Annotated in this window: 17 protein-coding genes; 6 read left to right on the forward strand and 11 right to left on the reverse strand. The window is 56.0% G+C overall.

Features of this window, described 5'->3' with window-relative positions; all coding sequences use genetic code 11:
- Positions 1-17: 17 nt before the first annotated feature.
- The 4 genes from ACZF99_RS24815 to ACZF99_RS24830 form a co-directional block, all read right to left on the reverse strand.
- Positions 18-2120, reverse strand: coding sequence for a glycoside hydrolase family 36 protein (locus ACZF99_RS24815; RefSeq protein ID WP_483607546.1), 2103 nt, complete (start codon positions 2118-2120; stop codon positions 18-20).
- Positions 2121-2221: 101 nt separating this feature from the next.
- A complete protein-coding gene (locus ACZF99_RS24820; protein WP_483612958.1) occupies positions 2222-3544 on the reverse strand; it encodes an ABC transporter substrate-binding protein in 1323 nt (440 codons plus the stop codon).
- 126 nt (positions 3545-3670) lie between these two features.
- Positions 3671-5320, reverse strand: coding sequence for a response regulator transcription factor (locus ACZF99_RS24825; RefSeq protein WP_483607547.1), 1650 nt, complete (start codon positions 5318-5320; stop codon positions 3671-3673).
- Positions 5313-7142, reverse strand: coding sequence for a sensor histidine kinase (locus tag ACZF99_RS24830; RefSeq protein WP_483607548.1), 1830 nt, complete (start codon positions 7140-7142; stop codon positions 5313-5315). Before ACZF99_RS24830 ends, ACZF99_RS24825 begins: the two co-directional genes overlap by 8 nt.
- A gap of 134 nt (positions 7143-7276) precedes the next feature.
- On the opposite strand from ACZF99_RS24830, the gene ACZF99_RS24835 reads away from it, so the two are divergent.
- Together ACZF99_RS24835 and ACZF99_RS24840 are read left to right on the forward strand one after the other, a co-directional pair.
- A complete protein-coding gene (locus tag ACZF99_RS24835; RefSeq protein WP_483607549.1) occupies positions 7277-8164 on the forward strand; it encodes a carbohydrate ABC transporter permease in 888 nt (295 codons plus the stop codon).
- Complete coding sequence (locus ACZF99_RS24840) at positions 8164-8994, forward strand: carbohydrate ABC transporter permease (protein ID WP_483607550.1); 831 nt, start codon at positions 8164-8166, stop codon at positions 8992-8994. The genes ACZF99_RS24835 and ACZF99_RS24840 overlap by 1 nt, the downstream gene beginning before the upstream one ends.
- A 278-nt stretch (positions 8995-9272) precedes the next feature.
- On the opposite strand, the gene ACZF99_RS24845 is transcribed toward ACZF99_RS24840, so the two are convergent.
- Complete coding sequence (locus ACZF99_RS24845) at positions 9273-10862, reverse strand: glycoside hydrolase family 43 protein (RefSeq protein WP_483607551.1); 1590 nt, start codon at positions 10860-10862, stop codon at positions 9273-9275.
- Positions 10863-10984: 122 nt separating this feature from the next.
- Between ACZF99_RS24845 and ACZF99_RS24850 the strand changes: the two genes are divergently transcribed.
- A complete protein-coding gene (locus ACZF99_RS24850) occupies positions 10985-12031 on the forward strand; it encodes an LLM class flavin-dependent oxidoreductase (protein ID WP_483607552.1) in 1047 nt (348 codons plus the stop codon).
- Here the strand turns inward: ACZF99_RS24850 and ACZF99_RS24855 are convergent.
- Positions 11986-13515 (reverse strand): response regulator, encoded by a 1530-nt coding sequence (locus tag ACZF99_RS24855; protein ID WP_483607553.1) that lies wholly within the window; start codon positions 13513-13515, stop codon positions 11986-11988. The genes ACZF99_RS24850 and ACZF99_RS24855 overlap by 46 nt on opposite strands.
- Positions 13516-13531: 16 nt before the next feature.
- Entirely contained in the window at positions 13532-15295 is a 1764-nt protein-coding gene (locus ACZF99_RS24860) for a cache domain-containing sensor histidine kinase (RefSeq protein WP_483607554.1), read from the reverse strand.
- A gap of 219 nt (positions 15296-15514) precedes the next feature.
- Between ACZF99_RS24860 and ACZF99_RS24865 the strand changes: the two genes are divergently transcribed.
- From ACZF99_RS24865 to ACZF99_RS24875, 3 genes are all read left to right on the forward strand, one after another.
- A complete protein-coding gene (locus ACZF99_RS24865) occupies positions 15515-16828 on the forward strand; it encodes an ABC transporter substrate-binding protein (protein WP_483607555.1) in 1314 nt (437 codons plus the stop codon).
- Between the two features lie 76 nt (positions 16829-16904).
- Positions 16905-17786, forward strand: coding sequence for a carbohydrate ABC transporter permease (locus ACZF99_RS24870; protein WP_483607556.1), 882 nt, complete (start codon positions 16905-16907; stop codon positions 17784-17786).
- Positions 17786-18616 carry a carbohydrate ABC transporter permease gene (locus ACZF99_RS24875; RefSeq protein ID WP_483607557.1) on the forward strand — a complete coding sequence of 277 codons (831 nt, stop codon included), beginning with the start codon at positions 17786-17788 and terminating at the stop codon, positions 18614-18616. Before ACZF99_RS24870 ends, ACZF99_RS24875 begins: the two co-directional genes overlap by 1 nt.
- 641 nt (positions 18617-19257) lie before the next feature.
- On the opposite strand, the gene ACZF99_RS24880 is transcribed toward ACZF99_RS24875, so the two are convergent.
- The 4 genes from ACZF99_RS24880 to ACZF99_RS24895 form a co-directional block, all read right to left on the reverse strand.
- Positions 19258-20406 carry a family 8 glycosyl hydrolase gene (locus ACZF99_RS24880; RefSeq protein ID WP_483612960.1) on the reverse strand — a complete coding sequence of 383 codons (1149 nt, stop codon included), beginning with the start codon at positions 20404-20406 and terminating at the stop codon, positions 19258-19260.
- A 212-nt stretch (positions 20407-20618) separates the two neighbouring features.
- Complete coding sequence (locus tag ACZF99_RS24885; RefSeq protein WP_483612962.1) at positions 20619-21353, reverse strand: SIS domain-containing protein; 735 nt, start codon at positions 21351-21353, stop codon at positions 20619-20621.
- A gap of 6 nt (positions 21354-21359) precedes the next feature.
- A complete protein-coding gene (locus ACZF99_RS24890; protein WP_483607558.1) occupies positions 21360-22106 on the reverse strand; it encodes a creatininase family protein in 747 nt (248 codons plus the stop codon).
- A gap of 13 nt (positions 22107-22119) precedes the next feature.
- The gene (locus ACZF99_RS24895; protein ID WP_483607559.1) at positions 22120-23112 is read right to left on the reverse strand and encodes a phosphotriesterase family protein; all 993 of its coding nucleotides are present in this window, start codon (positions 23110-23112) and stop codon (positions 22120-22122) included.
- Between the last annotated feature and the right edge of the window lie 6 nt (positions 23113-23118).

Genomic DNA, 23118 nt, shown 5'->3' on the forward strand with positions numbered 1-23118 from the left:
CCGAACCGGGTACCCTGTTACGGTTTGCGGCGAATCTCAAACAACCGTGCCGAAGGAGCAGGCGGTAGGGTGACCGTCAACTGACCCGCTACGGAATCCCAGTCCCAGGTGCAATCCAAGTCCTGCGGATAAGCGCAGCGAATGTCCAGCCCCTCCCCTTGCAGCGCCGGGAGCGGCAGCGCCCGCGACGAGACATCCCCGCGGGTCCGCCAAACGGCCAGGTAAACCGTATCGCTGCCCGGCCGGCGCAGCCCCAGGCTGATCCATTCGTCCTGCTGCTTCGGCAAACCGAGCGGCCAGAACGGCAACGCTTCCGGAATGTCCTTGCGAATCGCCTTGTAATAATCCAGCGCTTCCTTCACGAGCTCCCGACGGCGGGGGCTCAGTTCGGCCAGATGCCCGCTTTGGTGCACGCGCAACAGCAGCGCGTTGACCATGTTGAAGACGACTTCCTCGTCGTCGCCTTCCCGCAGCGGGTACGACCAGATGGCGGACTGCTCCGGCGTCAGCGCCGACGGGGACGCGGCGGCGATCGCCGCATAGTTCACGTAGTTCTCCTGATCGCTGGTCGATTGAATGCTGTGGCGGCTCAGCATCGCGTAATCCATACGCATCCCGCCGCTGGAGCAATTTTCGATCACGAGCTCCGGATAACGCGCGAAAATACGGTCAAGCCATGCCAAATACGCGCGATTATGCTGCAGCAACCCGTCACCGAAGCTGTCCGCGTCGCGTTCAGTCCCGATTCCGGCATTGATGTTGTAGTCCATCTTGATATAACCGACCCCGTAATCCTCCACCAAACGGCGAATCACCTCATCGGCATGCGCCACGACCTTCGGGTTCCGGTAATCCAGCTGATACCTGCTGCGGTCCATCACCCGCTTGCCGTGCCGCTGGAAGAACCAGCTGTCGTCCGTGTCGGCCAGCTTCGGACTGTTGATGCCCATGACCTCCAGCTCAAGCCATAAGCCCGGCACCATCCCTTTGCTCCGAATATAGTCCAGCACGTACTTGATTCCTTCCGGAAACCGCTCCGAGGACGGCAGCCATTCGCCCACGCCGTCCCACCACTCGCCCGGAGCGTACCAGCCGGCATCGATGCAGAAGTATTCGCAGCCCGCTTCGGCGGCGGCGTCGATCAACGGCAGCAGCTTCTCCGTCGTTGGGGAGCCCCAAAGGCAATTCATATAATCGTTGAAAATGATCCGCAGCTCCCGGTTATCGGCGTTTGGACGGCGAATCCGGCGACGGTAAGCGGTCAGTTGAGCGATCGCCTCTTCAAAGCCGCCATTCGCCGCCCCGACCGCAACCGGAACGCTGACGAACCGTTCGCCCGGCTGAAGCGAAACCCACCAGTGGTTATCGTGCTCGGTCGGGCCGCTGAGAAGCAGGGTCAATTGGTCAACCTGGTCGAAGATCTCCCAATGCCACGAACCGTTATGCTCGATTTGCCAAAACAAGCTGCTGTTCGTTTCCCGGTTCTCCAGCACGGCCATCGGAACATGTTCGGCAGCCGACCAGGACCCCGTGTTGCTGCAGGAAATCCGTTTGGAGCTGCGGTCGATCAAATGGGACAAACCGAGCTCCGGCAAACGATAGGTCCGCCATTGCAGCTCGCTTTGCCATCCGGTATGGGGGATGGACAACACCATTTTGTCGTCCCGGTCCTGACTGCCTTCCTTATCCAAACCGGTCAACGCAAAGGAAGAGACGTACTCCACGCCCACCGCCGCCGTTCCGGCATGGTACAATTCCACCCAGGCACGGACGATCTGCACACCGTCGTAAAATTGCACGTGCTGCACAGCCTCCAGCCCGGTCTCCGGGTCACGCAGCGCGACCTCCAGCTTCCGCCCGAATGCGTTGCAGCCGTTGGTATGACCCGCGTAAACCATCCGCAGCCCCGGGTACGATGCCCGATGGGTTCGTCCGTGATGTTCGGCCCGGTCCTCTCCGGTCAACTGCAGCTCCATCAGGCGGAAGCCCGGTTTATGCTCCTCCCGGATCCGCGCTTCGTTCAGCTCGTTGGCGCCGAAATGAAGCAGCCGCACATCCTGCTCCTCGGTTACCTCCAATACCAGATGTAAGCCGTTTTCTCGAATTTCGATTCTGCTCATCACCCACACACCCTTTCGCAGTTGTAAGTAAAAAACAAAACCCAGCACCGGAGGTGGTGCTGGGTTCATTTGTGTTTAAAGAACAACCGAGATTCTCGATGTTATTGAGCCGAACCCAGTTGTACCCAAGCTTGTTCGATTTCGGTTATGGCCTGATCCTTCGATTTGCTGCCGCCGATGTAGGACTGCATGATCTCGCCGAATTTCTGATGGAACGTATCCAGCGAGTAGTTGATCGCCAGATCGCCCGACGGCTCGGATTCCAGAATTTCATTCATTTGCTTCGGCATATCCAGTTCCGGAAGCGGAGCGTCCTTGATCGGAGGAATGACCTTCGCTACCGTGGAGAACCAGCTCTTGCCGTAATCGGAAGTGTACAGCCAGTTAAAGAATTCGATCGTTTCATTAACCACAGCGGAATCCCTGTTGATGCGCAAAGCTTGGTCCGCACCGGTGATGATCGTTGCTTGCTCCGCTTTGTCGCTGACCGGATACCCGGCGATGCCGATTTGGATGTCCGGGGTAATTTTCTTGATCGCTTCTTCATCCCATGCGCCTTTACCTATCATGATCGCCGCTTTGCCGGAAGCAAAGTCGCTGACTTGCGCATTGCTGTCGCGTTCCAGCGGTTTGTCGGTGCCATGTTTTACCGTCGTATCAACGAAGTTAAAGAAGTTGTTGTACAGGGCAGGGTAATCCTTGACTTTGACGTCTCCGGCGATGAAGCTGCCCACCAGATCTTGTGTCGTTACGCCGGCATCTTGCGCGGCCGCGTTCACGAAATGCTGGAATACGTGCTTCCATACCCACCATTCTTTGTACGCATTTGCGAAAGGCGTGATGCCCTTCGCTTCCAGCTTGGCGATGGCGTCGTCCAATTCGGCCGTCGTTTTCGGGAAAGTCGTAACCCCCGCTTCATCCAGCAATTGTTTGTTGTAGATCAAGGAGAACAGGTTGCCTTTGACCGGCAAACCCAGCACTTTGCCGTCGGAGGAAGTCATGTTGGCGCGAACGGCGTCGGTCATGGCCGCCGCCAGCGGTTGATCCGTCAAATCGGCGCTGTATTCGGCAAAGGTGTCGATGTCCCCGCCGGCCGTGGTTTGGAATACGTCGGGCGTACTGCCGGCCGCGATTCTCGATTTCAATACCGTGTTGTAGTCGGCCTGCATAATTTCCAGATTGATCGTAACGTTCGGCTTCACTTTCTTATATTCCGCAATGTAGGCGTTAAACGCATCGGTATACTCCGGAGAAGCCGTAAACATATTGATCGTTACCGGTTTGGAATCATCCACCGCGCCGCCGTTTCCGGCACCTGCGTTGTTCGCTCCGTCATTCGCCGCGTTATTGTTGCCCCCGCAAGCGGATAGCAGGCCCATGATCAGCACCAGGCTGAACGACAGAGCCAAGATTTTTTTCTTCATTTCGAACGCCCCCACTTTCTTTTTGGTTGTCATTTGCTATGCTCCCTATTCTAAAGAAAAGGTTCGGGTGAAAAAATGTAGATATGTGGTGAGTTAAGGGTAAAAAAGTGGAGTTCTCCCGCGAGTTCACTTTTTGACCCTTTCTTCCTGCTGCTGGCGGTATTCGGACGGCGACAGGGCATAGTAATTCCGGAACGCCTTGCTGAAATAGTTCTTGTCTTTATACCCCAGCATTTCGGAAATCTCCTGAATTTTGAGCGACGAATCGTCCAGCAACTCCTTGGCCTTGTCCATGCGCACCTTCTGCACGTATTCGTGGATGCCGCAGCCGTATTGCTGTTTAAACAGCTTCATCAAATACTCGCGGCTCAAGAAATACTTCTCCGTGAACATGGAGATTTTGATGTCCTCGAAGTAATGATTGTCGATATACTCCTTCATATCTTCGACGCTGAACGGACGTCCCGCGGCCATCGACCGGCGGACTTGCTCGTGATAATACTCCGTCAACGCGAGCAGCAGCGCTTCGAACTGGTCAAACGAGGCAAAATCCGTATGCAGTCCAAGCGCCTGCAGCGACGGGTCGCTGCCGGATGAAGGAAGCTTCTCCGCCGGAACGCCAAGCTCCGATGCCGTATCGTTCAACAGGACGACGATTTCCCGCAGCGCCCGATCGGCGGCACCGATGCTGAAGAAGCCGGAAACCTTGATGATCTTGGCGAATTCGGCCATAACCGATTTGGCATGATTCAGATTGCCCGCCTCGAGCGCCCCCCGCAAGATCGGCATCCGGCTGGAGAAGGAGAACGTCTCCTTGGACGCCGGCTTGTCCGCTTCCCCGATTACGGCATTTCCCTTGAGCTTCAGCAAATCAATGCCTTGGATGCCGGCGACCGCCTCTTCATACGAAACGGCCAGATCAAGGACATCGTCGCAATGCCGGCCGATGCCTCCGGCTGCCAGTACGCCGAACAAAGCGCTTAACGTCGAAACCACCTTCCGAAGCAGCTCCCCCGCGCGGAAGGCGATCTCTTGCGGATATCCGCCCTGCGCCGTGTAAACTGCGATCATCTCCCGCTCCTGCTTCGGATTGGCGAAGCTGAAGCACTGCAGAGTGTCCACCGCCACATCGTTGATCACGTTGGCCACGGCGAAGTATAACAGCTCCCGATCGCGATTGAAGCGGCTGTCCCGCACAGCCTCCATATTCATGATCCGCAGGACGAGCACGCCAAAGCGGTGGGCCGGGTCATCCGCGCCGATCAGCGGCAGAAATGCCTGATTGCTTTGCTTTTTGAAGCTGCGTTCGATGATGGACAGGTAAATCTTCTCTTTCAATTTGGGTAGCGACATGTTAAAGGCGATGTTTCGGGTGATCGATTCGCTTTGAATCTGACGTTTGGCCTTTAGCACGTCGATCGCTTTGCGAAGCGCCTGGTTCAAGTCCTGGCGGTTAACCGGCTTCAGCAGGTAATCCACCACTCTGGCATGAATCGCTTGGCGGGTGAATTCGAAGTCGTTATACCCGCTGATGACGATCGTCAACAGCTCGGGATACTCCTGCTCCACGATCCGTAAAAATTCGACCCCGTTCAACTCCGGCATCTTCATATCGACCATAACAATATCCGGCTTGTGCTGTTCGAGCATCGCCAGACCCGTCTTGCCGTCGGTCGCTTCCCATATTTCGTCAACCTCAAGGTCCTGCCAATTCCCCAAAATCCGAATCGCTTCCCGAAGCGGTTCTTCATCGTCGATAATCAACACCTTATACATGACTGCTGCCCCCCCGCGGTATCAACATACGCATCTCCGTGCCGTGCTCATCGCTGCGAATGCTAAGCTCGGCTTCTTCCCCATAGAGAAGCTTCAGGCGGGTATACAGGTTTTTGAGCCCGATGTTCTCTCCCTCCTGCTCCTCCCATTCCTGAAGGAACGAAGCCTGGATTTGCCCCATACGCTCCGGGGAAATGCCCGGGCCATTATCGCGTACGGAAATGGCGGCATGGGTGTCGCCCAACTCGGCGCGAATCCGAATGGAGATGCCGCTCGACATCTTCTCCAACCCGTGCTTGATGGAGTTTTCGACCAGGGATTGAATGGACAGCTTGGGAATCTGCAGCTCCTTGAGGGCCTCTTCCCATTCGACCGTTACCTCGAGGCGGCTGCCAAACCGAGCTTTCTGCAGCGCCAGATAACGTTCGATATGCTTCAGCTCCTCCCTAGCGTTTACGATGTCTTTTCCACTTATGCAATATCTTAGCGTGAGCGCCAAGGCATCGATCATGTCGGCCACCTCGTCGTCCCCGCTCTTAAGCGCCTTGGTCGAAATCGCCTGCAACGCATTATACAGGAAGTGCGGGTTAATTTCCGCCTCAAGCGCTTTGAGGATCGCGTTTTTCTCGACCAGCTTCATTTTGTAGCGCTCGTTGATCAGATCGTTCGTTCGCCGAACCATCCGGTTGAAATGTCGCGATAAATAAGCGATCTCGTCCCGGCCCTTCACCGGAATTTCCGCGTCGAAGGTCCCTTCGCTGAAACGGCGCATCTGGAGCGATAAGTCTTTGAGCGGACTTGTAATTTTATTGGAAAACAGCGTGACCAGAATGAGCGAAATCAGCAAAAAAATCAAACCGATCAAATACCCCAGATTCCGCGTCGCCTTGGCCGCCGCGTAAATATTGCTGTAGGGAATCGGTTTAACCAGCTTCCAGCCCCCGTTCGCCTCAATATTATAAATGATCAGATATCGTTCCCCCGCCTCGTCGGTCCAGGTCAGCGGCTTCATCGACGGGTCTTCCCCCAGCCGGGCAAGCCACGGCGCTTCGCCCACCAGGTCCAGGAATGCCGGTTCGTCCACATGAAAAGGGACGTTGTCCGGATCAAGGTACAGCAAATGCTCCCCGTTCTCGAACGGTACATCCCCCAGGATCTGGTCTTTGACCGTCGGCTTGAGATAGAAGGAAATGATCGCTTTCGGCTCGCGTGTCACTAGGGATCGCAGGACACGGTGATATCCCATAAAGCTGGGCTCTTCGTTCATAACATAGCCGGACTTGGCCCCCGGTACGATAAACGATTGATAAGACCGGTTATGGCGGCTTGCCATCGCCTGCTTGTACCAGGGCTGATCCGGAATCCCCTCCTGGTAGCTCGCCCGAACCGTAACGTTATAAGCTTCACGCGTAATGGAGTAGTATTTGTGCTGATCGATCAGGTACAAATAAATGCTCTCCAGGTCGTTTCGCGAATAGAAAAGCTCGCGCAGGTAATCCTCCAGGTACATTTTCGCCGCATAATCCGATTCTTCGCTCATGATTGCCTGCAGGATATCCTCATAGTGGATTTGGGGCAAGGAGAGCTGCTCGACGCCGGACAGGTAATCCTCCAGCTTCTGGTTGACGAGCTTCAGGTTATTCGTCGTGCTGGCCATGCTGTGGTCCACCGATTCTCGCTCCAGCATCTGGTAAGAAATCACCGTCAGGAGGCCAACCACCAGAATAATTATCGTCGTAAACAACAAAATAAGCTTATTGACCAGTCTTCGCGAAACCCGGTCAGTAAGCGTCGTCAACAAGCTTAAAATGCGGTTGAACATGGTTCCTCATTTCTAGTACGCCGGGAAAAAGCGAGTTCACCTTTTTACCCTTAACTGTTTTCTTAAATCCATTTTGGCGGCAAAACCGCTGTTTTATAATCATTATAGCCGAAAAACGAAAAAGAGGTGCCACTATGTTCAAACTAGGGAGAAAACGGGCCGAGAGATTGGAATTTGGCGTATTTACGCTGCCGATTCTGATTTCCATCATCGCAGTCTTTTATTATCCGTTTGTCATGACGATACGTTATTCCCTGACCAAATGGAACGGGATATCCAAGCACCCGAAATTTATCGGGCTTGATAATTTCAAGCAAATTTTCATGGGCGACGCAAACTTCTCGCAAGCCGCCTGGTTTACGATCAAATACGCGATCCTTTACATCGTGCTGATTAACGTGCTGGCGATATTGCTGGCGTTGGTGCTCGATATGAAGCTGAAGACGACGAACTGGCTGAGAGCCGCTTTCTTTATCCCTTACATTCTCAGCTTGGTCATCGTCGGGTTTATCTGGAAATTTATCTTTATGCAGGGCTTCGAATCGCTTGGGGAAAGCACCGGCTGGGGCGTATTTGCCTTAAGCTGGCTCGGTGAACCCGGACTCGCCTTCATTTCCGTGTTGTTCGTGTCCATTTGGCAATCAATCGGGTTCTATATGGTGATTTACATCGCCGGGCTGCAATCGGTTCCGGACGACTTGAAAGAAGCCGCAACGGTGGACGGCGCCGGCCCGTTCCGCAGATTCTTTAACGTCACGCTGCCGCTGCTCGCGCCATCGATCACGATTTCCGTCTTTATGGCGCTGACCAACTCGATCAAGGTGTTCGACGTCATCCTGTCCTTGACCGGCGGCGGCCCCGGCGGTACGACTTACAGCGTGGCGTACGACATTTACCGCGACACGTTCCAGAACAACCTGTACGGCTACGGTACGGCCAAAGCGCTGATCCTGTTCGTGGCGGTGCTGATTATTACGGTGATCCAGCTCACCATCTTCAAACGCAGGGAGGTTGAGGCGTAATGAAAAAGAATACGGCAGGACGCATCGTCCTGGAAATCGTGATGGTGCTGCTCTCGATCCTGTTCTTGTATCCGTTGTTCCTGACCATCATCAATTCGCTGAAGAGCTTCTCCGAGGTCATGACCGATGTGATCGCCTTGCCGAAGAAATTGGCTTTTGAAAACTACAGCTACGTTTGGGAGTTCATCAACTATCCGCGGCTATTCCTGAATAATGCCGTCGTGACCATCCTTGGCTTGGCCGGGATCGTGCTGATCTCGTCCATCGCCGCATACAAGCTGGCCCGCACGAAATCCAAAACCAGCTCGATCATCTACTTTATCTGCATTATGCCGATGCTGATTCCGTTTCAATCGATCATGCTGACGGTGCTGCAAATGGCGAAAAGCTTCCACCTCTCCGACAGCACCTGGGGACTGGGCATTTTGTACTGGGGCTTTGGCGCTCCACTGGCCCTGTTCATCTACCACGGCTTCGTGAAGGGGATTCCGAAGGAAATCGACGAAAGCGCCACGATCGATGGTGCCTCCGGCTTCCGGTTGTTCTTCAGCGTGATCTTCCCGCTGTTGAAATCGGTGACCACCACGATCATCATCATCGACGTCATGTGGATCTGGAACGACTTCCTGCTCCCGCTGCTCATGGTCAACGGCTCGCCGGCCACTAAAACGCTGACGCTGGCCGCGTACACCTTCGTCGGCCAATACACGTCCGACTGGCAATACGCGATGACCGCTATGGTGATGGCCGTACTGCCTTCGATCATCGTATTTATCTTCCTGCAAAAATACATCGTTAAAGGCGTTGTCGCCGGCGCGGTGAAAGGTTAATCTTCCTATGCAAAAAAGCCCTCGGTCCTGAGACTGGGGGCTTTTTTTGCGGACGCTTTGCACGATTATTCCTTTTAATCAGGTGGCTGGCATAAGAATCGGCTTGGTTCAAACTCGCGAGACAAGCATGAGGTCAAAAACAGAGTAGGGGGCGCATGACTTTTCGAGGCCTGGCCTCCCCCCGCTCCCTGCTACCTTAACGAAAGGGATAATCATGCAAAGGCTCGCTTCAGACCTATTATGACGGGATTTCCGCATCCGGATAGGCGAATCGAAGCTTAATCCAGCTCCTTGTAAATAAAGTAATCGAAATCGGCCGGCTTGCGCATCCCGCTGAGGTCCTGGGCGCATACGCCGAGGAAGGTGCCGGTGAAGCGCACTTTCTCCGCCGGATCGTCGGACAGGTGGCGGACGTCCACCGCCGCGCCGACGGTTTGCCAGGTCTCCCCGTCGAGACTGTAATAGAAGCGTGCCCTCTCGCGTTCGATATTGACGCGCAGCCAGCAGCGCGAAGCGCCCTCAATAGAAATATCCTCCTCCAGCAGCTCATCGTATACTCCATCTTTCATCCGGATGAGATTCAGACTTTTGCCCTTCGTTTCATCGCGGGAAATGCGCAAATAGACATGATCGTTCGTATCGTAAAATACGGTCAGGCCGGCCATCTGCTGGAACGTCTCCGGCTCGAACTCCACCGCGGTCTCCGCCAGGCAACGGAACGACTGCTGCCGCCGCGCCACCAGACTTTGCCGGAACAGCGAGTTCATCGACTCGCGGCCATACAACCGCAGGAAGCCGGGACGCTCGCGCAGCGTCAGCCAGTCCTCCGTGGCCGGAATGCGCAACGTGCTCCAATGGACGCCCAACTCGTCACCGCCGTCGAAGTCGTCCCGCTCCGGCTCCGGCTCGAACGGGTGCGGCGGCAGCGAAGGTGCCGGAACTTGCACTTGCGGCTCATTGCCGCCGGTCTCCAACCGGAACCAGCCGTCTTCGGTCCACACGCCGCGCTGGATCGCCGTTTCCCGGCCAAGCGTACAGTAGATGTCCTTCGTCGGCCGTCCGGTCAAGTGCACCATGTACCACTCGCCCGTCTGCGTCTCGACCAGCGAGCCATGTCCCGCTTTTTGCAGCGCCAGATGCGGTTTGCCCGACGACGTCAGGATCGGATTGGCCGGGTCGACCTCGTACGGTCCGTCGATGCAGCGCGACCGGGCCATCGTAACCGCATGATCGTAATACGTGCCGCCTTCGGCCGTGAGAAGGTAGTAGTAGCCGTTTCTTTTATACAAATGCGGGCCTTCGGTTAACCTAAGCTCCGTACCCTTAAAAATATTTTTGACCGGGCCAACCAGCTTCCGTTGTTGAGGATCGTATTCCTGAAGCACGATTCCGGCAAAACGGTTTTTCCCTTTGCGGTGATCCCATAACATGTTGACCAGCCATTTGCGTCCGTCGTCATCGTGGAATAAGGAGGGATCGAAGCCGCTGCTGTTCAGGTAGACCGGGTCTGACCAGGGACCGTGAATATCGGTGGCCGTCACCAGATAATTCGGCGTATCTTTGAATGCGCCGTGCCGGCTTTTGACATCGGTATAGATGAGATAAAACACGCCGTTATCGTAGCTGAGGCAAGGGGCCCAAACCCCGCAGGAACCGGGGTTGCCCAGCATGTCGAGCTGCGATACCCGCGTTAACGGATGACCGATCAGCTGCCAGTGGACGAGGTCCCGGGAATGATGGATCTGTACGCCCGGAAACCACTCGAAGGTGGAGGTCGCGATATAATAGTCGTCCCCGACCCGCAAAATCGAAGGGTCCGGGTTAAAGCCGCGCAAGATCGGATTGGTGATCATCAAACGTTCGCTCATATTTTCCTCCCATTCAAAACTGTTATCGAATTGATTATTGTTTTTCGCTTATTTACTTAAAATTCGATTATAATAGAAATTAGGCTTTCGCAACGATTTCCTGCCTAAGGAGGCTTGATTGTATGCCCGAACCACGGACAACTGCAACTCACGATTCATCGCATCGTCTACCCCATATTCCTGTCTCGATCCTCGACCTGGCGCCGATCACCGCCGGCAGCACCGCTGCCGAATCGCTGAGCCACACGCTGGACCTTGCCCGGCACGCGGAGGGCTGGGGTTATCATCGCTACTGGCTTGCGGAGCATCACGGCATGCCCGGCATCGCCAGCTCGGCAACTTCGGTCGTCATTGGCCATGTCGCCGGCGGCACGAAGAAGATCCGCGTCGGTTCCGGCGGCATCATGCTGCCGAACCATGCGCCGCTGGTTATCGCCGAGCAGTTCGGCACGCTGGAGTCACTGTACCCTGGCCGCATCGATCTCGGCCTCGGCCGGGCGCCCGGCTCCGATCCGCTGACCTCGCATGCGCTGCGGCGAGGACCGGGCAGCGACGGCCAGGACTTTCCGGAGCGACTCGCCGAGCTACGGGATTATTTTCAGCCCGTATCGGGCTCCTCCATGCGGGTCCGGGCCATTCCCGGCGAAGGCCTCCACATCCCGATCTGGCTGCTCGGCTCCAGCGGCTTCAGCGCGCAGCTGTCCGCCCAGCTCGGGCTGCCCTTCGCCTTCGCCAGCCACTTCGCGCCGGATTACTTGCTACCGGCGCTTGACCTGTACCGCACGCACTTCCGCCCGTCGAAGGAGCTGGCGAAGCCTTACGCGATGATCGGCGTTAACGTGATCGTCGCCGAGACCGAGGCGGAGGCCCGCCGCCTGGCCACCTCCCAGTTGCAGCAGTTCCTTAACCTGATCCGCCGGCGTACCGCGCAACTTAGCCCGCCTGTCGATCAACTGGACTGGACGCCGCAGGAGCAAGCTCTCGTCGAACGCCAGCTCAGCTATTCGGCAATCGGCTCGCCGGAGACGGTGCGTAACCGGCTGGAGCATCTGCTGGCGGAAACCGAAGCCGACGAAATCATCGTCGCCGCCCAGGTCTACGACCATAAGGCCCGCTTGCGTTCTTACGAGCTGCTGTCGGAGCTGTTCGGGGGACAACGCTCCTTATAATCCGATGGACTGTAGCCCGTGTACTCTTTGAACACTTTGGAGAAATAGTGCTGATCGCTGAACGACAAGGCGTCGGACACCTCTTTGATTCGCATTTCCGGCTTGCAGGCCATCAACCTGCAGGCCTCTTTGATTTTCAGTGCCGTATAATACTGCACGAACGTGCTTTGGGCGTATTTCTTCATCACCCGGCTGATATACGAGGGGCTGACGTGAAATTTCAACGCCACATCGGCAATCGACAGATACGAGTACAAGTTCAACCTAACGTACTCCTCAATCTGCCGGAACAGCTCCTCTCCGCTTTTCCGATTTTGCGCCTGCACCCGTTCAAACGATTGCTTGGCCCACTCCTGAAATTCGCGGCAAAACCGATCGAAGCTGTCCGCCTCCAATAGACGCCGGGAGGTCGCTTCAAGCTCCAGACGGTGCCCGGTCGCTTGATCGCCCCAAGCTCGGGAGAAGGCGTCGACCACTAGCGCGACGAACCGTTCCAGCTCGGCCAAGCGAATATTGTCGCCGGCCCATTTGGCCAATTGCTCGTTCAGCTTTAACAAGAACTGTTCCTTCCTCCGCCCCAGGATGAGCTCGGTGAAGGCAGCCGCCGTCGCCCGATCCAAATCCGGCCCCTCCGAACCGCCGAGCGCCTGCAGAATTTCCGTGTCGATGACGACGCCCTGGTGGATGCGCTGCCCCTGGTCCAGGATGCCCGATACACGGTGATACAGCTCGGGCAGCCCGTCCGGATCGCCGGCCTGCAGTTGCCCGCCGACCGTCGCCGCTAACCCCCCCGCCTCCAGGACGCGGCGGACCGACTCGAGGCATTCGTACATCGAGGAATACTTGTCCGCAGCCGTTCTTGGCACCAAGACGAGAAACTGACTGGTCATTTGGGTCGGAAACACCCAGCACGGATGCGGGGCAAATAAGGCATCCAGCCTTTGCTGAAGCCCCTCCGGATTCCAAAGCTCCCGTCCGCCGGCAAACGGCTGCCTCCGGATGAGGATCAGCATTTTTCCGTAGTGGCGGAATTGGTCGCCGAGCTGCAGCTCCTCATAGTAACCCGGTTCCACGATCTCCTTGAATAATTCCGCTTCACTCGGAATCCGGCTTTGGAGGCGCTCGAGCGCCCGATCCATGACCTCCGCCAACTGCTTGCGCTCGACGGGCTTCAGCAAATAGTCGAAGACCTGCAAATTGATGGCCTTGCGCGTGTATTCGAAATCGTTATAACCACTGATCAAAATAAACATCAGCTCCGGGCGCAGCTGCTTGGCCTGTTCGATTAACGCCAAGCCGTCCATCTTCGGCATGCGGATATCGGTCAGCACCAGGTCCACCGGCTGTTGCCGGATTAGCTCTAGCGCCTCCTCTCCGTTCGCAGCCGCCGCCACCACCTGGACCGGGAGCTCCAGGGAACCGAGCAGCGTTCGAATGTTCCGCAAGATCGGCTTGCTGTCCTCCACGATCATCAGGTTATACATACCGTTCCCTCCTCGTTCAGTAGAAGTCCTTCGTTAACGATCCGATGATCTGCACCGTGGCGCCTTTTTCCCCGTCGGCATGGTTAAACAGATTGAAAAACAGCCGGTTCTGGTACATTAACTTCAGTCGGCCCACGCTGTTCACGATGCCCATGTTGCCGATCGAGGCGCCGCGCTGCTCTCCCTCTCCGGCAGCGGCGTCGGCACTTTGCAGGTTGTCCATGATTTCACTGATTTTCCCGGGCGGAAAACCGTCCCCGTTATCCTTGATCTCCACCGCCCACAGCCCGTTGAACTGCTTTACGGTGATGTCGATCCGCCAAGGCGGGTCGCTGCGGGTGAAGGCATGCTCGATGCAGTTCTCCACGAAGGGCTGCAGCACCAGCCGCGGCAGCTGCACGTTTCGCGCCGATTCGTCGGCATGGATCTCCCAGACCAGGTCCTCTTCGTATTTTTGCTGCACAAGGGACAAGTAGTGCCGCGTGTGTTCCAATTCATCGGCCAAGGTTACGTGAGCGTAAGGCGAAGACACGATGTAGCGCAAGCTGTCCGATAAATGCTTGCACATATCGGAGACGACGTTGGACTTGCCCTCTTGGGCGGCGATGCTGATCAAATAAAGCACATTATGAATGAAGTGCGGCGCGATCTGGGCCTGGAGCGCGGAGTTTCGCGCTTTGACCTCCTCGTGCAGGGCAATTTTCTCCCGTTCGATCGACTCCTGAAGGCGTTCCATTAAATCCTGAAATGCTTCGTTCAGCAGAATCAGCTCGTTATTTTGCGAACGGTTGTCCATTTTGATGTTCATATTGCTGTAACTGATCCGCCAAATTTGGCTTCGCAGCTTGCGAATGGGCAACAGCAGGTTCCGTGTGGAAAAATAAATGTAAACGAAGGACAGCAACAGCAACGAAGTCATCAGCAGAATGGAAAGGTTCTTCACGGAATTGACGGGTCCGAGCACGTCCTGCTTGGGCGTGACGAGATAGGTCGTCCAACCGGTGCTATCCGACCGGGCGTAGGCCACGTAATTTCGGTATTTGTCCACATAAACCCCGCTGTCCCCGTCTTGCTCGGACAGTTCGGCATGCTCCGCCTCCGGTGCGGCCCCGGCTATGGACCGGCCTTTCCGGTCGAGAATATACACCTCCCCGGCGCCCACCCCTTGTACCATCCTTTGCAGATAAGCTTCATCGAGCCGGATGCTAAGGTACCCAAACACTTTGCCGTTCTGGTTATTGATCGCGCGAAGAAAAGAAATGGCCTCCTCCCCCTGCCGCTCCAGCACAAAACCGCTGCCGCTCCAGCTTCCGTCTATGAGGCTCCTCTTTAAATATCCCTCCAAAGAGGCGGCCTCTCCCTGTACCCCAAGGTAGGAAACGATCTGCCGGCCTTCCTTGTCGTAAATGGCCATGTCCTTGATATTCATCCGCGGGCCGATGGCCTGGAACATCAAATCTTTGAGCCTGCGGCTTTGATTGAGCCGCTCGATGTTCACGTCGGTTTGGTAACCTCTCTCCAGGACCGTAAAGATGTCCTTACTGGATAAGATCCGCTGAGACAACTGGTTCTGACTATCCACATAGTCGTCGAGCTGCTGGCCGACTTTCGTCGCCGCCGCGAGCTTGGCCTCCACCGTTTTCTCCTTCAGCGGTTTGATGACGACCCCATTTACGTAGACGATGAAGCAACCGAGAATAAACAAGAGCAGGGCCACAAAGGTTAGGAATACTTTGCTTTGCAAGCTAAGCTGATCCTTGCGGGGGAAGAATGGTCTCATGACGTTGACTTAGGCCTCCTTGCTGTGCCTTAGTTGCGTTTTGGATGGTTTAACTGTACCATTTCGCTTCGCATCATGACAACGTTTACAAGTTCACAATTTTACACATGATCTGTCACCCTCAGACATGTACCTAAACTGACCCGGATTTTATAATCAAAGTGCAAACGCATTCAAAGCCACATCATAAAGACAGGGGGATTTGCCTTGAATTACGTCATGAAAAGAACGACCATCGCGATCATCGCCGGTTTGCTGGCGGTATCGCTCGCGGCCTGCGGCTCCGGAGGCACAAAGTCCGGCAACGCAGCGAAAGACGACACGAATGGAGGCGCCGCCAAGGGAGACAAAGTCACGATCGAGTTAGCCATCTCCAAAAGCTCGCAGGACTCCGCCTTCATTCAGCAGGATCTGCTTGACGAGTTTGAGAAGCAAACGAACATCAAAGTGAATTTGCAGTTGATCCCGGCCGAACAAACGACAACGGTTCTGCAAACGAAACTGGCCGTCGACGAAACGCCGGACATCATTCAATACAACTTGGCCAGCGCCACGACGGACCTCAACCTGGAGCGTAACTTCGAGATTCTCGATAACGAGCCTTGGGCCGCCCGGATTTTGAACAAAGACGTCCTCTCCGCTAACGGCCACATCTACAGCTTCCATATCAGTCAGGACACGGGCATGCAGGGCGTCGTATACAACAAAGACATCTTCGAGGACTTGGGCCTGTCCATTCCGACGAACTTCGAAGAGTTTCTGGCCGTTTGCGAGAAGATCAAAGCGAGCGGGGTTACTCCGGTGTTCATGCCGTATAAGGACAATTGGTCCGCCAATATTTGGCCGGCCGCCGCGTTTGCCAACTTCGTATCCAAAAACGATCCGACGTTCTTCGACGATCTGAACAGCAACAAGAGGAAGTGGTCCGACATTCCGGAATTCCAAACGTTCCTGCAGCAGCAGTACGAGGTGTATAAACAAGGCTATACCAACGCCGACGTCCTGAGCGACAGCTACGATATGGCGGTCGGCAAATTCCTGAACAAGGAAGTTGCCATGATGTTCATGGGCGACTGGCTGATCGAAGGCGTGCTTCAGCAGGATCCGGACATGCGGCTCGGCGTCTTCCCGATCCCTTCCGAGCAGGACGCCAGTCTGGGTGCCAGCCCGCTCGGCGGCCAGTTGTTCATTCCGAAGAAAGCCAAGCACTTGGCGGAAGCGAAAGAATTCCTGAACTTCATGGGCTCCAAGGAAATCGCACAAAAAATCGTCGATTCCAAAGGTTACGTATCCAACCTGAACGACGTCAATACACCGGAATTGCCGGCCTACAAGCAGGAAATCGTCGACAACTACATCACGCCGAAGAAAACCGTACTGACGGCCGACGCCTACATGCTGGTCGACCGCAGCGAGTTGTACCGGCTGCTGCAGGACCAATTCGCCGGAGGATTAACGCCGGAAGAAGTCCTGAAGTCGTGGGACGAGAAGTTCAGCCAACTGATGAAAGATAAAGAAATCCCCGGTTTCTAAATCGGAAGAATGGCAGACAGCATAAAATCCCGTCCGGGGTTTTATGCTGTCCCAGGCTATAGTGGGGTGAGAGAACATGAAATCGAAAACATCGGTCAAAAGTTTGTATTCCTATTATCTCGTGCTGCCGGCGTTATTGATCTACTCGATCTTTTTCGTGATCCCGGCGTTTACGGGCTTTTACTATTCCTTTACCGATTGGCGGCTGGACCGCCTGACCATCCATTTTGTCGGCTGGGAGAACTTCCAGAAGATCTTCTCCGATAAAACGCTTATTCTGGCGCTCAAAAACACGCTGATTTTTGCCGTCGTGACCGTAGTCGGGAAAAACCTGATCGGGATCGCGCTGGCCGTCGCGCTCAACATGCGGTTGAAGACGCGGAACCTGCTGCGGGCGATTTTTTATTCCCCGTCCATTCTCAGCATCCTGGTGATCGGCATCGTGTTTACGCCGATCTTGCGCACCGAAGGCGCCATCAACCGCATGTTCGATGCGGTCGGGCTGCACGCGCTAAGCCAAGCCTGGCTCACCAATCCGCACCTCGTCATCTGGACCATTGCCATCATTTCGATTTGGCAGCAGGCCGGCTTCCAAATGGCCATTTACTTGGCCGGTCTCCAATCGATCTCCCAGGAATATTACGAAGCGGCGACCATCGACGGGGCCGGTTCTTGGAAGAAATTCACGAAAATTACGCTGCCGCTCTTGCTGCCGGCGATCAATATCAACCTGATGCTCACGCTCATCGGCGGCCTCAAGGTCTTCTCCGAGGTCTTCGTCTTGACGGGCGGAGGTCCGGGCAACGCTTCCCAGGTTGTCGGTACAATCATTTTGCGGTCCTTCGGCGAAGGAAGCTGGGGACTGGGCACGGCCATCAATACGCTGCTGTTCGTGGCCGTAACGATCATCGCCATCCCGCTGCTCATCTTCATGCGGCGTAAGGAGGTCACCGAATAATGGGATTCACGCGCAAACTCGCCATTCGTAACTACATCGTCGAAGGCCTTCTGCTGTTGGCTTCGCTGCTGATTATTTTGCCGGTGTTGATCATGATCTTCGGCTCGTTCAAAACGAGCGCCGAAGTGCTCGATTTCTCGCTGAAGCTGCCGGAAAAATGGATGTTCTCCAACTATGCCCGCGTTTTTGAGGAAGGCGGAATCGCCCGGGCATTCTGGAACAGCTTCTGGATTACGGGCATTTCGTCGGTGATCAACATCATCGCTTCCTCGGCCGCCTCCTTTATCCTGGCGCGGCGGGAAACGAAATTCGCCAACACCTTGTACATGTATTTCTTTATGGGCCTGATCGCCCCGATGTCGATCATTACGACGATCCGGATCGTGCAGGCGCTTGGCTTCTACGGCAGCACCACCAGTGTTATTCTGATCTACGCCTCGCTGAACACCGCATTTAGCGTGTTCCTGTACAGCGGGTTTATCAAAACGATCCCGAAAGCGCTCGACGAAGTCGCGTTCCTGGAAGGCGCCAGCGTGTTCGGCGTATTCTTCCGGATCGTAACGCCGCTGATCCTGCCGGTGAATGCCACGGTCGCGATCATGGTCTTCATGTCGGTGTGGAACGACATCACGATCCCGTTGTACTTCCTGACCGACAGTTCAACCTGGACGATGCCGTTGTCCATCTACAATTTCTACGGCAAGTACAGTCGGGAGTGGAACCTGATCTTCGCCAACCTGGTGTTGACGTCCTTGCCGGTGTTCATCCTTTACTTGTTCGGCCAAAAATACATCGTCAGCGGCTTAACGGCCGGCGCCGTCAAAGGCTGAACGATTGGTGCGCGGGGACGCCTCAGGCGGGCACGAGCGCCTGAGGCCCGCGGGGCACCTTGGTGAGGCGTTAGCGCCTGGGCGCGGGGCACCTCGGGGCGCGCAGGGGCACCTTGGGCGGGCGTTAGGGCTTGACGCGCGGGTACACCTTGGGCGGGCGTTAGCGCTTGACGCGCGGGTACGCCTTGGGCGGGCGTTAGGGCTTGACGCGCGGGTACGCCTTGGGCGGGCGTTAGCGTCTAGTGCGCTCATGAACCTCGTGTGAGCCCACGGTGCCCGCATGCCGATCCCGTCTCACCTAAACTGGAACGGACCGTAAGGACGCTATTCTCCCATTTCCCGACGATTGCCCGGTTTTACGGACACTAAAGTCCTTATTTGGCCTCAACTACGGCGTGCGAGAGAGAATGCGCCGAAATAACGACTCCTGAGTCCGTTAGAAACCAATAACCCATGGATTAGGCTAAATAGCGTCGCTGGGGTCCGTAAGGCCCGATAACTCTCGGATTAGATCAATAGCCGCACCAGAGTCCATTATGTTAACCATGCCTTGATTGGTCACGGGTGGTTGGGGGCCGGTGGAGGCCAGCCTGAAACCTCGACACACTCCCTCCACACGACCGCCGCCTTCCCCATTCCGCTTACGCCTCACCCCACGGCATCCAAATCCGGTAGTTGCCGCTTAACGCCAGCAGCGCGAACAGGTACAAGCAATTGTCGTAATAACGGCGGCTGCCGGTTCGGACCGGGGTGTTCCAGAACAGCTCGACGCTCGCCTTCGCTTGGGGTCCTTCGGTCGCCAGCGAAGCCATCGCGTTGGTGGCGAGCAATCCGACCGGATGCAGCGCCGGTTCGTTAAACGGCTCGCCCGCAATCGTGTAGCGGCGGTAATCCTCCGGCCGCTTATCGGCGAAAAACGCCTGGATTTTGCCCGCCGTCTCCCGCTGCCACGGATCGGCGGCAAACCACTCCCAGTCAAGGCCAAGGTTGGCCGCCACCCGATACGCGTCGCTATAAAAGTGGCCGAACCCCCGCTCGTTATTGGGCGTTCCATCATAATACGCATACTCCGGCGCAAGTCCCGTGACCGGATGGCAAGAGAGATGCAGGTACTGACGGCTTGCCTCGGCGGCTTCCTTCCAGAACGTCCGGTCCTCGGGATAAGCCCACAGTGCAAACAGCTCGTAGAAATGAGGCAGGTGATAGGAAGGATCGGTGAACTCGCAGTTCGGGATAAATTTGATCAGCTTGTTGTCCGGGTTCCACATCGGATAACCTGCCCCGTTTTCTCCCTGGTGCAGACAGGTGCGCAGCAAGTCCCGCGCCTGGGTGCCATAGTTAAACGGCGCTTCACGGTCACCCCAGCGGTGGGACGCAAACAGCAGCGCCATCGCAAAATATTCCTCGCCGTCCGGCGCCGGCCCGTTCGACAGACGTTTGCCGTCCGGCGCGCAGGACCAGGCGAAGTACCCGGCGTTCTCCCCTTCGGTCATGTACATATAGGTCATCGTCCACTTCCATAGCCGGTCGAATACGTCCTGTCGGCCGTATTGTACGGCCATCATCATCCCGTAGGACATCCCCTCCGTCCGGACATCCAGGTTGCCGGTATCCATCATGTACCCCATATCCTCGCCTGACGGATAATAGAAACGCATATCCTCGTCCCCATTGAACAATAGATGCCACGTCTCTTCCAACCTACGTTGGATGATCTCCTCAGCATAGCCGTATTCGGCCAGCAAATTCCGGTATTGGCCCGTGTAATAAGCACCTTGGCGCTCCGCCATCGCTTCCGCCGCCTCCTTTTTCGTTTCCAGTTCTCCTAGAAGTGCGTGTTCAAAAAGTCGGATTCTCAGCACCGATAGAATTAACGTAAACGTAACATGAGTCCCGTCCTCGTTCCATGTGCATTTCGCGCTTTTATTTATCCAAAACAAGCCGTCATGAAAAAACCGCACTCCGAAGTCGGATCAGATCCGACCTTCAAAGCGCGGTTCGATTAAGACAGCAGCGGAATGCGGTCGCGGTAGCGCTCGATCAGACGGCGATTGTGATCGTCGGCGCCGTCGATATTGCCGCTTAGGTAGACAGGCGGCTCGTAGCCCCGCTCGATCATCAGGGCTATGGCCTCGGCGAAGATGCCGTTAAGGATCGCCGCCCCGATCACGGTGGACGTTGGCGTAAACGGAACGCGCAACCCCGGATGGGTTAGTACGGCATCCCCCTTCACGGCATAATTGTCGATAGCCAGATCAACGGAGTTGAACAAATGCTTGCCGCTCACGTGCCGGGACGGCTGGCTTTGCGAATATTCCAGGGAGGTGATGCCGATCGTGAACGCGCCCTTTTGCCCCGCGATTTGCGCGGCGTCGACCGGAACCGGGTTGCGGCCGGAGGTCGACAGGACGAACATCACTTCGCCCGGACGAATATCCTGTTCCTTCATGAACGATTCGGCCAGCCCGTTTTGCCGCTCCAGCTCGGAGGAACGGACCGCCCCCTCATGCAACATCAGCTTCTCCACGAAGATGGGACGGATCGGCACCAGTCCCCCGGCCCGGTAGAACACTTCCTCGGTCAAAATGTGGGAGTGCCCGCAGCCAAACAGATGAATAATGCCGCCCTCCATAATCGTTTCGGCCGTTTTTCGGGCCGCCTGGCCGATTAGCTCCGCTTCCCGCTCCTCGACCTGATTCAAGATGCGGCGGAGATGATCAAAATAAGTATGAAGCATCGGCATTCACTGCTCCTTCCCGCTAAGTAAGCGCTGCTTGGCTCCCTCGATCATGGCCGTCATCGCATTCAGAGTAGCTTCGATGACGTGCTCGCCCTTCTCCTTGGTAGCGATTGCCGCATTGCCGAGCACGGCCGTCGAGGTGAATTCCTCCCAAGGCGTCGGGGTGCAGTCGGCCTCGACGCCGATGTTCGGGATGTCATTCAGCGCTTTGTCCATATCGACATATTCGCCCGCCAAATAGAGCATGTACGAGGTTTCCAGCTCGCAGGCGTGGAAATAGGAGGCATGCGAAGCCGGCGTTTCCCTCACCCGTTCGATCGCCTGCTTCGAGCCGGGATAGAAGAAGTAATACACCTTAAGCTCCGGATAATCACTATAAAGCAAGCGGGCCGCTTCCTTCAGCGCCACGGCGTTGCCGAGGTGCCCGTTCAGCATCACATAAATCCGCAGGCCCTGCCGATACAGGCTTTCCCCGATATCGTACAGCATCCGGATCAATGCCTCGTTGGAGACGTTGATACTGCCGGGAAAATTTTGCAGGCTCCATACCTGGCCGTACGGGAGCGTCGGGAGCACAAAGCTTTCCGTACGCTCCGCCAGCCGGCGGGCCAGCCGTTCGGCCAGCATATTGTCCGTGCCGAGGGGAAGGTGGGGGCCATGGGCTTCCACCGCGCCGATCGGCAGGATCGCGCAGGGCATGCGTTTGATTTTCTCGGCGATGTCAAAGGCGTTTTCTTCTTGAAAGATCATCCCGTACGCCTCCTTACAATTTGAAGGCAAAACAGTTTGCCGGATTCGCCACGAAAAATTTATGAATCAGCTTCCGCCCGTCAAAGCCGGCCCGGTCCGCCTCATCCACGAATCTCGGAACCCATTTGGCGATAATGTACTCCAGGCCCGGTCCGTAGTCGTAATGCTTATAGTACGTTTTGCGGGCTGTATCCCCGCTGACGAGGATCTGATCCTCATATCCCTTGCGCACGAGCTCAAGAATTAGCTGGATCCGCGTGCTTTCGGGTGCGTACTTGATTTTGGCAATGCCGTCGAAGGACAGGAAAGCGCCGGTTTTGGCGATTTGCTCATGGTAATACGGGTCCGGATTCCGATCCATATGGCCCAGGCTAAGGTAGCTTAGGTTCACGTTTTCGCTGCGCAACAGCTCGATTTGTTCCAGCCCCATCGTCCCGACCTCGGTATGCGAATGGACCGGCGCCTTCGTTTCGTGATGGGCACGGGCGACGGCCCGCAGCGTTTTCTCCTCCAGCGGCGTAATCCGGTTGTAGCCCGTGCCGAATTTGACCTGGCCGGCTTTGAACGGCGTGCCCTCCAGGCCCTCCTCCACCTCACGAATGACAAAATCGGTCAACTCATTGATGCTCTTGGCCTCGATCCATTCATAATAGGTCTCATAGTTGCCGATGAGCGGCTTCAATTCGTCTTTCACTCTGGCGTCCCAGAGAAAGCTTTTGTTAAACCCGGCGGTGCCGACAATACGAACGCCGGTTTCCTTCATGATATTGTAGACCGCCGGCACGTCTCGCCCGTAATCGATCGCCGTTGCGTCGACGATGGTTTGGCCGCCGTGGTTTTTGAAGTCAAGCACGTCCAGCTTCGATTTTTCCGGATCGTCCAACAATAAATCATCTTCGCCGCGCTCGGACCAATGCGCCGGACGGCAGACGATATGCTCGTGGGAATAGGTGAATCCCAATTGTTCCGGCGCAATGTCCGCGTCAAGTGTTCGTATGAAGCTCATCTCGAT

It is taken from the genome of Paenibacillus sp. JL3B1040, assembly GCF_057063165.1.